The sequence below is a fragment of the Labrys sp. HAY1-8F genome, assembly GCF_056754975.1.
Map to the genome: position 1 here is coordinate 1,389,799 of NZ_JBPGWZ010000001.1, position 13,010 is coordinate 1,402,808.

General features: G+C 59.2%; 11 protein-coding genes and 1 pseudogene. 6 read left to right on the top strand and 6 right to left on the bottom strand.

Annotated elements, in window-relative coordinates; translation table 11 throughout:
* Positions 1-151: 151 nt before the first annotated feature.
* Positions 152-415: a hypothetical protein gene (locus ACR9ZN_RS06310; protein ID WP_481271645.1), complete on the top strand. Its 264-nt coding sequence runs from the start codon at positions 152-154 to the stop codon at positions 413-415.
* A 405-nt stretch (positions 416-820) separates the two neighbouring features.
* Here ACR9ZN_RS06310 and ACR9ZN_RS06315 read toward each other — a convergent pair whose 3' ends face one another.
* Both ACR9ZN_RS06315 and ACR9ZN_RS06320 read right to left on the bottom strand, forming a co-directional pair.
* A complete protein-coding gene (locus ACR9ZN_RS06315; protein ID WP_481271646.1) occupies positions 821-1,042 on the bottom strand; it encodes a hypothetical protein in 222 nt (73 codons plus the stop codon).
* A 552-nt stretch (positions 1,043-1,594) separates the two neighbouring features.
* Positions 1,595-2,479 carry a hypothetical protein gene (locus ACR9ZN_RS06320; RefSeq protein ID WP_481271647.1) on the bottom strand — a complete coding sequence of 295 codons (885 nt, stop codon included), beginning with the start codon at positions 2,477-2,479 and terminating at the stop codon, positions 1,595-1,597.
* A gap of 513 nt (positions 2,480-2,992) precedes the next feature.
* Between ACR9ZN_RS06320 and ACR9ZN_RS06325 the strand changes: the two genes are divergently transcribed.
* From ACR9ZN_RS06325 to ACR9ZN_RS06335, 3 genes are all read left to right on the top strand, one after another.
* Positions 2,993-3,430: a DUF2231 domain-containing protein gene (locus tag ACR9ZN_RS06325; protein ID WP_481271648.1), complete on the top strand. Its 438-nt coding sequence runs from the start codon at positions 2,993-2,995 to the stop codon at positions 3,428-3,430.
* Positions 3,423-4,775 (top strand): PQQ-dependent sugar dehydrogenase, encoded by a 1,353-nt coding sequence (locus ACR9ZN_RS06330; RefSeq protein WP_481271649.1) that lies wholly within the window; start codon positions 3,423-3,425, stop codon positions 4,773-4,775. Before ACR9ZN_RS06325 ends, ACR9ZN_RS06330 begins: the two co-directional genes overlap by 8 nt.
* 253 nt (positions 4,776-5,028) lie before the next feature.
* Entirely contained in the window at positions 5,029-5,151 is a 123-nt protein-coding gene (locus tag ACR9ZN_RS06335) for a DUF2934 domain-containing protein (RefSeq protein WP_481271650.1), read from the top strand.
* 485 nt (positions 5,152-5,636) lie between these two features.
* On the opposite strand, the pseudogene ACR9ZN_RS06340 reads toward ACR9ZN_RS06335, so the two are convergent.
* From ACR9ZN_RS06340 to ACR9ZN_RS06355, 4 genes and pseudogenes are all read right to left on the bottom strand, one after another.
* Positions 5,637-6,279, bottom strand: a pseudogene (locus tag ACR9ZN_RS06340) (IS630 family transposase); the annotation flags it as partial.
* Positions 6,280-6,952: 673 nt separating this feature from the next.
* Positions 6,953-7,561 (bottom strand): cysteine hydrolase family protein, encoded by a 609-nt coding sequence (locus tag ACR9ZN_RS06345; RefSeq protein ID WP_481271651.1) that lies wholly within the window; start codon positions 7,559-7,561, stop codon positions 6,953-6,955.
* A gap of 14 nt (positions 7,562-7,575) precedes the next feature.
* Positions 7,576-9,678, bottom strand: coding sequence for a catalase (katE, locus tag ACR9ZN_RS06350; protein ID WP_481271652.1), 2,103 nt, complete (start codon positions 9,676-9,678; stop codon positions 7,576-7,578).
* Positions 9,679-9,926: 248 nt separating this feature from the next.
* Positions 9,927-10,325 (bottom strand): PRC-barrel domain-containing protein, encoded by a 399-nt coding sequence (locus tag ACR9ZN_RS06355; RefSeq protein WP_481271653.1) that lies wholly within the window; start codon positions 10,323-10,325, stop codon positions 9,927-9,929.
* An 829-nt stretch (positions 10,326-11,154) separates the two neighbouring features.
* Between ACR9ZN_RS06355 and ACR9ZN_RS06360 the strand changes: the two genes are divergently transcribed.
* Both ACR9ZN_RS06360 and ACR9ZN_RS06365 read left to right on the top strand, forming a co-directional pair.
* Entirely contained in the window at positions 11,155-11,550 is a 396-nt protein-coding gene (locus tag ACR9ZN_RS06360; protein WP_481271654.1) for a PRC-barrel domain-containing protein, read from the top strand.
* A 174-nt stretch (positions 11,551-11,724) separates the two neighbouring features.
* Positions 11,725-12,168, top strand: a complete 444-nt coding sequence (locus ACR9ZN_RS06365; RefSeq protein ID WP_481271655.1) for a PPC domain-containing DNA-binding protein — start codon at positions 11,725-11,727, stop codon at positions 12,166-12,168.
* Positions 12,169-13,010 lie beyond the last annotated feature (842 nt).

The window sequence follows — 13,010 nt, forward strand, 5'->3', positions numbered from 1 at the left end:
CCCATGGCGGCGGCCTATGCCGGCGTATCCGATGCGACGCAGCCTACCCTTCGCCTAACTGAGCCTGCTTGACGTTGTTCCGGCATGCCTGGCGGAACAACATTGCTGGTCGGGTGTTGGGCGAGGCGTTCTGCAAATCGGAGTGGATGCCATGACGACTTCCCATATGACGACCGATCATGCCCTCATCCGGCGTTGGGTCGAGGAGCGCCGCGGCGTGCCGTCGAAAGTCAAAAGCACGACCGATGGCGGCATCCTCAGGATCGACTTCGGCGAGCCTGAGGAGGACTTGGAGCCACTGCCCTGGCCCGCATTCTTTGGCGTTTTTGAGGATCGGGACCTAGCGTTCCTCTACCAGGAACGCACCGATGACGGCGGAATGAGCCGCTTCAACAAATTCGTGCGAAGATCCTGAAGCGGTCTGTGGCTGCTGGAAAAATCCACCCAGCACAGCAGTGTATCGTTCCGGTCCGATAGCTGCGCAGTTTGTCGGCCGTGGGTGGCGGAGCGTGAATGTCGAACTGGGTCCAGCCTTCGGCTCGATAGGATGTTGCGAGTTGGCCAATGTCAAGAGCCCCACATTTGCCTAGCACAGCCTCTGTCTCAGCACTTTTTTCATCGGGCACTGTGGCGTACACCAATGTTCGGGCGCGCCGTACCCTCTCGGCATAGATATTGGCGTCGGCCGGAGCCACGCCGGCATCCGTCATCGCACCGACCAGACTGCCTGTGGCACCGCCGACGACCGCTCCACCGGTCGCGCCAAGCACCGTGGACGTAAGCCAGCCGGCCGCAACGGCAGGGCCTATACCGGGAATGGTCAGCATGCCCAGGCCCGCCAGCAGACCGCCGACCCCACCCACGGCCGTGCCCATGCCGGCACCGGCCACTGCGTCATCGGCGACGGTGTCGTCGTAGAATTATCCGCATTGGAGGCAACCACGCTGATATCGGCGCCAGGGACGTTGATGTCTTCAAGGGCATGTACGGCGCGTGCGGCATCGTCATAGCGATCGTACAAAGCTGAAACCGTACGAGTCATCTGCTCCTCCCGCTGCTGCCATCGTCCGGTTGGATAAGGAGCACTCCAAACCGGCTTTTCCCCGGTTTGTTCCGGCCAATCACGCAGCCACAACAGCGATGGCCGCATGCCTGCGCGAAAAGGATCACAGCTATGGCCCGCTCGGCGCTGGGGATGCCGGCAACGGAACTCCTGGGAGCGAAAATCGGCCGATCACGCCATCAGGCGGGGCGGACGAGAATCTGCCCTTAGATTGCGTTACATTTCGCGCGATCCTGCCCCGTTGGAAAAGGCGGCCTTCGCGTACGGACGTAGATCGTTTTGCTCTGCCGCGTAGATTGAAATTCCGATAGGCGGCAGATTTATCTCCTATCGGCGGGATCTTCCCAGCAAGGTACAATCCCAATCGCTATCGAGTACATTGTAGATACCCGCCGACGAGGAAGCCGTCGGCGGGCAAAATTGAGCGGATCGGGCGTAAGCTTCACGAACTGAATCGGCGCTGTTCCCGTGACTGAGCGTTTCTCATCCAATTTGGAAGCGAGGACCCGTCACGAAGCGTTTTGCATCTGGTCACACTGCGGGCAGATCATCGCGAAGCCTGCCTCCGACCGTTGCCATATAGGAAGCCGACAGGCCTCCAACCAACAGTGCGACGAAAGCCCAGAGGGCAGCATTGATCCCCGCCTTGCGCGCAACTTCCGCAGCTGCTTTTGCCTTTTCGGCTGCTTGTGCAGCAGCTTGTTTGGCCATGGCGACGACTTCGTCAATTCGCTTTGCAGCATCCGACGGGCTAAGGCCGGTTTGGTGAGCGATCAACTGGGCCGCGTAGGCTTTATCGTCGTCACTCAACTGCCCGGCGGCGAGTGAACGAGCTGCAATGCGTCCAATCTCCGCCTTGGCTGTTGTGTCACTGGGTTGTTTCTGCTGCTGCGGTGCGCGGAACAACATGTCCGTGAAATAGGCGTTCCATCCACCATTCTCGGAATTTTCGACGGAGGAGGTTACAGCGCTGGTGGCTGCCGTCGTCGCAGCACTTGCTCCGGCCTGTGCTGCGCCTTGCGCCGCCCAGGAAAGAACCGTTCCCAACAGACAAGCCGAGAACAACGTTCCGACCGCCCACACCAACAAGCCATGGGCAGTGTCACGAAAGAAGACTTCGTCAGAGTGGACGCCGACCCATTGGGTCCGCAGTCGGCCGGCCAGATAGCCCCCGACCGCATATGAAAACAGCGGGACTGCAATCGACCAGGCGATGGCAAGCAGGCCGACAGTCTTTACCGAAGCGCCGCCGTTCTGCCATGGGGAAACAAAGGCAAGACCGATGCCGGTCCCAACGACGATGAGTATCAACGACAGCACCGCGGCACTGGCAGCTCCCGCAAGTATCGCAGCCCAGGAAACTGCCGATCGGGGTGACTCCATCCTTTCGACGATGCCTGAGACGGTCTCAGCCATTTCCAATCTCCTCCAATGATAAAGAAGAGCTATCAGGATAATGATCGGGATAGGGCCCCCCGAGAAGCCAAAGAAGAATTCCACGGCCCCTGGCGTTGTCTCCAGCTGGGTTGGTGCTCAGTTGCGCCGATGCCAATTAAACTAAAGAAAAAACGAGTTGTTCCGCGCAAGGCCTTGTCATTACACAAGCGTCCTCTCGCGAGATCTAAGGCAACGGTAATTGCAGGGTGTATCGTTCCCGGCGTCGCCAACCGGTCACTTGATGTGCCGCGTTCACTACGCCCGGTGGCCGGCTTGATTGGCGCCATATACGAAGGAGTAAGACGCATTCGATGACGGAGCGGCGCAGCCCTCCGCAAATAATTGCTACCGGCCGGCCTTAAGATAGTTCCTTGCTCTCAGACGCGAGACGTCAGGAAGGTATGAGCTCAGCCCCGATGCGCCACGAGGAACCAATGCGTCCCTCCGCCGTTCGGAGCGCGCAGCAGCACTCATTTTCGAGAGATTGCCGGCATGCCCGCAAATACATTGAAGTCAAATGTCGTGATTGGTCGGCGTTCCCTACAAGGATGGCTCCTTCCAATTCCGGTCGTGTGTTTCATCGGCACCCTCCTGACGGATGTCATTTACTGGCGTACTGCAGAAATGATGTGGGCCGATTTTTCATCCTGGCTCGTGACCGTCGGTGTGATCGCGTGCCTGCTTGCGGTGATCGCGGGGCTTTTCGATCTTGCGTTGAATAGGCGGCGGGATATGGAGCGACCTTTCTGGCTAAGCACAGCTGGTTACACGCTCGTCCTGGTAGTGGCCGTCTTCAATGCCCTCGTTCACAGCAGGGATGCCTGGACGTCCGTCGTTCCATCGGGACTGATCCTGTCGGCGGGCACGGTCTTGCTCCTGTTCGCCATCAAAGGAACGGATCTTCTCTCACGGGGCGCCCGCCATGATTAAGTGCCGGCAGATCTGCGTAAGGCCTGCTCTTCTCGTTTTGGTCATTGGGGTATCCAGCTGTAGCGACGGCGGCGGAAACCCAGCCGATCAAATTGGACCCAATCCCAAGCTACCGGAGCAATCCGAATATCTCTTCCCGCCGATGCATCTGGCCTCGGTGTCGGGCTGGAAACAGGGCGAAAAACCCTCAGTGCCCAAGGGATTGCAAATTCAGGCCTTCGCCACCGGCTTGGAGCATCCGCGGTCAATTTACGTGTTGCCCAACGGCGATGTGCTGGTCGTACAATCGAAAGCACCTCCGGCCGCAGCTCCCAAACGGCCAAAAGACATCGTCATGGCCTGGGTGGAAGCGCTAGCCACCTCGGCTGCAAGTGAAGGCAACGACAAGCCTTCTAACAAGATCACCCTGCTTCGTGACACGAATGGCGACGGGATGCCCGATCTTCGCACGACATTTCTTGAAAACCTGCATTCGCCTTTCGGCGTGGCGCTTGTCGACCACGATCTCTATATCGCCAACACCGATGCCATCGTTCGATATCCCTATCATGAGGGCGATACCAGGATTACCGCTCCGGGTCAGGTGCTGACGCTGCTGCCCGGCGGCCCCATCGACCATCATTGGACGAAGAGCCTAGTTGCGAGCAAAGATGGCTCACTGCTCTATGTCGGTGTCGGCTCCAACAGCAACATTACCGAAAACGGCCTCGAGGCCGAAAAGAACCGCGCCGCGATCTGGGAGGTCGACCGGGCAACCGGGCGTTCCCGTATCTTTGCCAGCGGCCTGCGCAATCCAAACGGATTGACCTTCGAGCCCCAAACCAACGCCCTCTGGGCTGTCGTGAATGAACGCGACGAACTCGGACCAGACCTGGTTCCAGACTACCTAACCTCCGTGAGAGATGGTGGTTTTTACGGCTGGCCCTATAGCTATTACGGCCGGCATATTGACCCGCGGGTCAAACCGCAACAGCCGGATCTGGTGGAAAAAGCCATTGTCCCGGACTATGCCTTGAGCTCGCATGTCGCCCCATTGGGCCTCACCTTCTACACCGGAACAAATCTCCCGCCCCAATATAGGGGTGGAGCATTCATTGGCGAGCATGGAAGCTGGAATCGGCCGAAACTCAACGGCTACAAGGTTATCTTCGTGCCGTTCAAGAATGGTCGCCCGGATGGCATGACGCAGAACGTCGTCACTGGCTTTCTTGGTCCGAACGAGGATGCCCGCGGCCGTCCGGTGGGATTGGCAATTGATAGAAGCGGCGCTCTTCTGATCGCCGATGATGTCGGCAACACTGTATGGCGGGTCAGCGCATCATCTCAACAGGCGGAGGCGAACTGAAATCCGTTGGGATGCCGCTCTGAACTTTATGGCTTGAATGCGATTCAGCCCCCTCCTGGAATGCCGTGATGGGCGACATCGTCGCTGGTCCGATCATGGTCGTCCTGGCGCTGATGTCGGCAGACGAACAAATCTGAGCTCAGCAGTTCGTTCGTGACGGGTTGCGAAGTTCCGCTGCACGTTCCGGCCTGACCGCGAAACCAAGGCCTCACGCCAGTGTTAGGTACTGGCTTCATCAGGAGTTGGCTAAGCGATGCAGAAACCACGCGACGAACGCATTCAGAAGCGCGCCTATCAGATTTGGGAGGCAGCAGGCCGCCCGATCGGAAAAGCCATCGAGCATTGGGCCCAGGCGCAGGGGCTTCGCCGGGCCTGAGGGCTTTGGCGGGCAGGAAATAAGAGCTTTGCTGGCCCTGTTCCTGGCTCCAGTGACCACCGAACTCAAATCCTTCCAGCCGCGCGAGCTGGTGAGCCAGCACCACCCGGCTCATGCGCTCGTGGTGCATGGTGAAGTCGCATTTGTCCGGCGCGTAGATGAGAACCCGTCGGCATCGGCCCGGTACACAAGTCGTCATGCCCCAGCCTCCTCAATAGCCGGCGGGTTCCTGCCCACCGGCTCGGCTTCTCCTAACCTCCTAGGCGCGATTGTGTTTCCACCGTTGTTATCAAGCGCCTGCTTGCCGGCATGCACCAGCACCGGGTGAAAGGACCCGCTTGCCGCTGTTTCCGCAGGAACCGAATGATGCGTTCGGCTTGAGCAAGCCGGCGGCGATACCGGGCTTACGCTCAGGACATTCGCCACCAAGCGAAGGACAGGATGCAGAGGGCGGCAAGGACGAAGACAACGATGAGGGGGCGCATCGCGAACAGCGTCGTCGTGCAGTGGCGGACATAGTCGTGGGTCATGGTGCCGGCGCGTCCCGGCTTCATCGGCAAGCCTGGCTGGGTGCGGTCGAGCGCCTGGATCTGGCTCTTCTCGTCGACCGACAGCACCACCGCATGGGCGGGGGGATCGACATAGAGCCCGACCACGTCATGCAGCTTGGCGACGAAGGCGGGATCGTTCGAGAGCTTGAAGGCGCGCCAGCGATGCGGCACCAGCCCGTGCGCCTTCCAGATCTCCTGCACCGTCGAGACGGCGAGACCGCTGGCCTTCGCCATGGCCCGTGCCGTCCAGTGGGTCGCCTCGTGCGGCGGGTTGCTCTGGGTCAGGCGCACCACTTCGGCGACCCGACCAGACCCAATAGGGGCGCGGCCGGGCGGCCGCGTCTTGTCACGTAGGAGGCCATCCACGCCCTCGGCCATGAAGCGCTCCTGCCAGCGCCATACGGCCGTCTTGGAGACGCCTGCCGCCCGCATGATGGCGTTCGTGCCGGCGCCGTCCGCGGTGAGAAGCACGATCCGCGCCCGCCAGACATGCTTCTGCGCCCTGGCGGTCCGAGACGATCGCCTCTAGCCGGCGGCGATCCTCGGGGCTCACGCTGATGGAAATTCCTGTGCGCATTCCACACATTAGATAAGATTCATAGTTCTCGCGCGCATTGCGGGAGGTCTTGTGCTTTGCGCCGCCGGAGAGCGCCATTCGCTGGGATCGATTTCCGGATATCCCATTTATAAAATTATAGTTCGTGTTCATCGAAGTCCTGGGTCACTAGATGACGCCGTCCTGAGTTGATCAACCGAGCTGGTCGGCAACGATTTTGCGCAATTCCTCGCGACTAAGGCCGCAGGGCTCCGGTTGCCGGGCTTTCTTTGTTTTTGGGAGAACCGGAGCAGTTGTATTCTTGATACAGCGGGGTTGCTCCCCCGCCATTGAATGTCGATTGATGATGTTCTTCATGATTTCCCGTCGGGCTGCTTCAAGGTGAAGGCGATGCCCTGATCTACGCGCCCCTGGCAGAGGGCTCTCTACCGGCCCGTTCCGCTGAAATGAACGGTAGGGAGCGCATAGCGTCCGACGTTGAACGCAGCCCCATTGGGGTAAGTTCCCTGCAGGCCAAAGGCGGATATTTGAAAGGGCGAAAGGTCATATGCGGATCAAATCACGCTAACTCGATCACACCGCTTTCCGAACGGAAGATAGTCATGCCGCCGATGAATTTCAACCCTGAGGAGAATATCGTTTTCGATTCAAACCGGGACGATGCCCCGCCAGTGTTTGCGCAGTTCTGGTCTAGTCACCGCCACTTTTCCAGAATTTCCTCGCTGCTCGAAACCTCGATCTGTTCCGAAAACCGTGTGAGATAGAGCCGCATGAGAGCGTCATGCGTCTCATCCGAGGAGCTGCAGAGAGCATCTATCGCGAGCACGACGCGATAGTCTCGGTCGATCGCCCCGAGGACCGTCGCCAAAACACATACGTCCGTCTCCCCGCCTGAGATGACGATGGTCTCGGTGCCAGTGCCCGTCAAAAGACGGTCGAGATGTCCCTCTGTCCAAGGCGAATAGACCGTCTTGTCCAAAACCCGCCCGGGAGGCACGAACCGCTCCAGCGGGGCGACCAGCCGGACAGCGTCGCGGCCGATTTCATCCAGGGTGACACATGCCCAGCGGCGATAGTAGCGCTCCCAACTTCCCCTCCCCTCTCCGGCCCGGGCAGCCGGTATGAACCTGGTGAAGATCGTTTGAGCCGCGTGGTACGCACAAAGAATCTCTATCACCGGCGCCACCTTCCCGAGCCAGGGCACTGCCCATGGATAACCCGGTCCGAACAGACGTTGCATGTCGACGCAAAGGTGAAGGCAGTTGGGCCCAAGCGGCCCATGAACGAGACCCTGCGCAGCCATCCGGTCGCACTCTTTCAGAGCTTGACGCTTGCTTCGCGTGCCCAAAGGCGTAGCTGACGGCAAGCCTTTACGAAACGGGCGATCGAGCCCGCATCGGTGAGATAAACGAGGCCTTCGTCAGCATCGAGAGCGACACCGGATTTGAGCAACAGGGCCTCGGCGCCATTGCTGAAACCGATGAACTTGCAGTGTGCAAACGCATCCGCCACGAAATCTCGAGCGGCCGCCTCGGCTGTCAATGCTTCTGCCGCTTCGTCCGACAACAGCAGAGCCACGGCATCGAAAAGGACGGAGGGGCCGCCATCGATCATGTGTTTTGCCGGAATGAGGCTACCGTCCCTGGCCTTTACGCCGCCCACCTTGGGAGCAACCACCTCCAGAACCGCGCCCTCCTTTCCGAGGGCGGCCCGCAACGTCTCGAGCATTGCTGCGTCTGAGCCATTGCCCACGAGAACGCCAACCTTGCGGCCGGCAAAGCTTGCGGATCCGTTCCGGACGATGCTGAGCGCCGGCGACGGCGGGAGATCCCGTCGCGGCACGACAGCCGCATCGGCCGGCTTGGGCATTTTGGTAATTCCAAGCTTGCCCGAGACCTTCGCGCCGAGCTTTTCGTCGATATTCAGCAGATGCGAGATGACCCGCTCGCGGATGAGCGGATTTTCGCACTTGCTCAACTCGAAGGTCAGCGCCATTGCGATGTGCTTCTGCTCGGGAGCCGTTTGACTGATGTAGAATTGCCGTGCCTGGCTATAGTGATCGGCAAAGCTCTCGGCTCGCAGGCGGACCTTCGGCGCATCTATGGCCTCGCGGAAGGAACGGAAGCCACGGATGGGATCTTCTCGCGGCCCCTGCCCCCAGGAGTTCGGCTCATAATTGGCGCGGCCGACCGGATTGCGCATGGCCATATGCCCGTCCTGCTGGAAATGTGCGAACGGACATTTCGGGGCGTTAATCGGGATATGGGTAAAATTCGGACTTCCCAGCCTCTTGAGCTGGGTATCGAGATAGGAAAAGTTGCGGCCTTGCAGCAAGGGATCGTTCGAAAAGTCGATCCCCGGCGGCACATTCTGCGTCATGAACGCGACCTGCTCGGTTTCGGCGAAGAAATTGTCCGGCATCCGATCCAGTACCAGTCTTCCCACCGGCATGGGCTTGATGATTTCCTCCGGTATGAGCTTGGTCGGATCCAGCACATCGAAGTCGAAGCTATCCGCGAATGCCTGATCGAAGAGCTGCACGCAGAGTTCCCATTCGGGGTAGTTCCCGGACGAGATCGCGTCCCAGAGATCGCGCCGGTGAAAGTCTGGATCGGCGCCATTGATCTTCACTGCCTCGTTCCAGACGACAGATTGCAGGCCGAGTTTCGGCTTCCAGAGGAATTTGACGAAAGTGGATTTGTCTTCGGCATCGAGAAAGCGGAAGGTGTGAACGCCGAAGCCTTCCATGAAGCGGAATGATCGCGGGATCGCCCGATCGGACATCACCCACATGATCATGTGCATGGATTCTGGCGTCAGCGAGATGAAATCCCAAAAATTGTCATGCGCCGACTGGGCCTGCGGAAAGGCGCGGTCTGGCTCCGGCTTCACCGCGTGAATGATATCCGGAAATTTGATAGCGTCCTGGATAAAGAAGACCGGAATGTTGTTGCCAACGAGATCCCAGTTTCCCTCCTTGGTATAAATCTTCACCGCGAAGCCGCGGACATCACGAGCCAAGTCGAACGAGCCCTTCGAGCCGGCGACCGTCGAGAACCGGACAAAAGCCGGCGTCTTCTCGCCAGCCCGCTGGAACAGGTCGGCACGCGTATACTTCGAGAGGGACTTGTAGGTCTCGAAATAGCCGTGCGCCCCATACCCACGTGCATGGACGACACGCTCCGGAATGCGTTCGTGATCAAAATGGAAGATCTTCTCCCGGAAATGGAAGTCCTCGAGAAGGGTCGGACCGCGCTCGCCGCCCCTGAGGCTGTTCTGGTCATCCGCGACCGGACCTCCCTGGGCCGTTGTCAGACGGTCCGTACCGCCCTCCGCAATTTGGTGCAACTCGCCACCGTTGCCGCGCTGCAGCAATTGCTCGTGGATCTTCGCTGTCCCGTTTTTGGCCTTCTTAGCCATGCTGGTATCTCCGAGAGTTCGCTCTCACCCAGCCGTCCGTCAACGGACGCCTGCCGTGCCATGAGATTTCTGCCGCAATCGTCACCAAGGCTTGGCGGAACTACCCGCGAGCCTTTTTCTTCCACGCCAGCCTGCTCGACGGCTCGTTGCCTCTTCCTCAAGGGCGGCAGGAGAACAAGCTGTCCGCCTCGACATTGGGCAGGGGGAAGCCGGCACCGGTGTTCCGGCTTCCCTGGCCTGCAAGAGTGCTATGGGCGCTGGTCCAGCCTCGGGTCGAGGGGGTTGGCGCCCCAGAGGGTGCCATAATACGCATCCACTGCCCTGGGGCGATCTGGGTTGTCCCAATCCCAGTCACTGTCGGAACTGTATTTCGGACCGCCTTTGAGTTGGTCCTCTGACAAATTCGTCTGATAGCCGCCGAGATCGGTGTTGTAGGTCAACGTATTCCAAGAGAGCGGATAGTGATCGGTTCCCATGCCGAGGAAACCTCCAAACCCCAACACGGCGTAGGAGACTTGCCCTGTCTTCTTGTCGATCATGACACGCTCGATCGAGCCGATTTTTTCTCCGTCGGCGCCGTAAACGGCCGTGCCTTCAACCTTGTCGCTGCCGATGAGGTTGGCATATTCCCTGCTCTCGATAGTCATGAAAAACTCCTCCTTGCGTGCGCCTTCAGAAAGGCGGCGACGAAACATCCTGGTTCAGGCCCTCCATCCCACCGGAGTAATCAAGCGGACACGTCGATCGGTCAGCCTCAGCGGGCGTTGGAGGCCCCCAAACTGCTCTCAATGTCATTGGTTCCTCAGGCTGCGATTTGCATGTCAGGCCAGCAATTTCGGGCTGCCTGATCAAACCAGAGAATTATGCCGATTAGGGTGGAACTGGACGGGACAACGCCGGTTAGGCAGGCACGAAGGGTCCGACGCCTTCGTGGCCAGCGGCGCGGAAAATCGCTGACCTAGCGACCCGGCCGATGCCTTCCGTCCCCTGGGCAATCCGGCCGGGCCGCAGCGTTCCCGAGATATCACATTCCCTCTATGGGGGCGGAGGACGCTTCTCAACGCCTCGGCTCGGCATCTCCGGTTCCCCGGGATACCGGCCGTACCGGGATGGCAAGGCCTGCTTCCCAACCGCAAGGCCTGCAACTTTCAATCAACCCTTGCGCAGCGCCGCAATAACCCCAGAGACGAGGGAGCGTCATAGGCATGTGGCAATTACTCGATCCGATGACGGTTTTACCGCTCGGCTTTGGGATTGTCGTCTGAGACCCCGAGTGGCTTTGCTGGTTGGCCTATGAAGTATTCTGGTGACTGTCGACATTGCAGGCAATGTGGAATGAACGATTCCCGGAGCTCCGAGGTTGGCAGCAAATGGGGGGCAGGAAAAAACCACCACGCCAGCACCATACGCAACGGAACTTCTCGGGCACCCCGAGGTTCGGAAGGCTCCTTGAAAACACATCGCGAGGAGATACCGATGCGCAGATTGCTGATGGCAGCTACCATCATCCCTTTGCTGGCAACGCCGGCGCTTTCGCAAACAGCGACAACGACGACGACGCAGACTTTCGTCACCGCAAAGCCGACGGACGTGCTCAGCAGCAACGTGATAGGGCTGAACATCTACAATGCGGCGGACGAAGAAATCGGCGAGATCAAGAATCTGGTGATTTCCGACGGGCAACTCACTGGCTATGTGGTTTCTGTCGGTGGTTTCCTGGGTATCGGCGAGCACTACGTCGTCGTGTCGCCTGCAAGCGTGAAGGTCAACTATTCCGACAGCGACAAGAAATGGTCCGCCAAGATGGAGGCCTCCAAGGACCAACTCAAGGCCGCCCCGCCATTCAAATATGAAGGGCGATGGAAGAAGTAATGCGCACCATTCGCGCAAAGCACGTTTCGACCACGAGAGCTGACATGGCCGGCAGATGATCGATGAGGCCGGGCTCGCATCCGGTGCTGCCACTCACCCTTCGGAGAAAGGATGGGTGGCAGCAATACAGCCGAAGCTCGATCGAGGGCGGGCTAAAGCCCGGGAGAGGTCTTGATGAAATCAAAAAAACTCTCGAGTGGCACCACGCAAACGACTTTCGTCCTGGTTCTAGAGGACGGTGAAGAGGCTTTTGCGACGATTACCGATTTCGCTAGGCGCGAGAATATTAGTGGTGCATCACTGACGGCGATCGGCGCCTTCAGCCGGGCAACGGTCGGCTGGTTCGACTTCGGCGACCGCACCTACCGCAGGATTGCGGTTGACCAGCAGTGCGAGGTCCTGAGCCTTCTAGGCGATCTTGCCGAAGGGGAAGGCGGCAAGCCGAGTTTGCATATCCATGCCGTTCTCGGCCTGTCGGATGGCACCACGCGTGGCGGACATTTTCTGGACGGTATCGTACATCCCACCCTCGAGGTGACTCTCGTCGAGACTTCAATCAATCTGCGCCGTCGCAGACATGCGGATCTGGGTATTGCGCTGATCGACCTTTCAGCCTGAGCAGATGCCAGTCACAGACGTCCCGAGCCGAGGCCGATCCAATCTGGCGTCTCCTTTCGACTTGCCCGAACGACAAAAACTTCACGCCCCTTGTTGCGCCCGGTCACGAAGCTGGATCGTTTGAGGACCATACCCGGGCAAGATTCTAGGAAACTTCTATTTGTTAAGCCGCTTCGAGTGACAGTCCGAAGGACGATTGCTGACGCTCCATGCCCTGCAGCAACATAGCTAGGCCCGGCTCTTCGACCAGGAGGCATGCATCAGTGAGCAACACCCAGCGGACCTGCCTTTGCCCCATTTCCTTCCAGGTCTGCAACCTGGAGTGTACCCGCAGCAGATATACAAAGACCGTGATCCGATCGAAGCCTTCCAGCTGTCGCTTCCAGTATACAAAGCTTCCCACCGGCAGCCTTTCTATCCTACCGATGAGGCCTGCCTCTTCTTCAGCTTCAAGCTTTGCAGCTATGAAATCTTTTGCCCCTTCATTGGCCAGCCTTTGGGAATGACCCAGCGTCTTGTCTCACGAGTGGTAATTAGACACACCTGAAGCCGGCCATTGCTGACGCGCACCGGCAGCGCACCAACCTGATGCAGATTTCCTCGCGGGTTTTTCTTGTCGGTATTGTTCGGCATCGCTGAGGTACTTGGTCCGTTTCATGAAACGCTGGCATGGACGGCTGCGCGACAGTGGCGCTTGGAAAAGCCTTTGCCGCTTGTGCAACGTGAGGCAGCCGATGGCAGCGAATAGAAAGCCCCACCCGCGGCGTTGAGACGCTCGACGTCTACGGCACCATGCCCAGGGATGATCGAGATGACGGCATGCAGCGGTATCCGACGAGCCC

Bases quoted from the DNA above. Each gene is read 5' to 3' on its own strand.
- katE (WP_481271652.1), bottom strand. From the start codon at position 9,678: ATGGCTAAGAAGGCCAAAAACGGGACAGCGAAGATCCACGAGCAATTG.
- ACR9ZN_RS06320 (WP_481271647.1), bottom strand. From the start codon at position 2,479: ATGGCTGAGACCGTCTCAGGCATCGTCGAAAGGATGGAGTCACCCCGA.
- ACR9ZN_RS06345 (WP_481271651.1), bottom strand. From the start codon at position 7,561: ATGGCTGCGCAGGGTCTCGTTCATGGGCCGCTTGGGCCCAACTGCCTT.
- ACR9ZN_RS06330 (WP_481271649.1), top strand. From the start codon at position 3,423: ATGATTAAGTGCCGGCAGATCTGCGTAAGGCCTGCTCTTCTCGTTTTG.
- ACR9ZN_RS06325 (WP_481271648.1), top strand. From the start codon at position 2,993: ATGCCCGCAAATACATTGAAGTCAAATGTCGTGATTGGTCGGCGTTCC.
- ACR9ZN_RS06360 (WP_481271654.1), top strand. From the start codon at position 11,155: ATGCGCAGATTGCTGATGGCAGCTACCATCATCCCTTTGCTGGCAACG.
- ACR9ZN_RS06365 (WP_481271655.1), top strand. From the start codon at position 11,725: ATGAAATCAAAAAAACTCTCGAGTGGCACCACGCAAACGACTTTCGTC.
- ACR9ZN_RS06335 (WP_481271650.1), top strand. From the start codon at position 5,029: ATGCAGAAACCACGCGACGAACGCATTCAGAAGCGCGCCTATCAGATT.
- ACR9ZN_RS06355 (WP_481271653.1), bottom strand. From the start codon at position 10,325: ATGACTATCGAGAGCAGGGAATATGCCAACCTCATCGGCAGCGACAAG.
- ACR9ZN_RS06315 (WP_481271646.1), bottom strand. From the start codon at position 1,042: ATGACTCGTACGGTTTCAGCTTTGTACGATCGCTATGACGATGCCGCA.
- ACR9ZN_RS06310 (WP_481271645.1), top strand. From the start codon at position 152: ATGACGACTTCCCATATGACGACCGATCATGCCCTCATCCGGCGTTGG.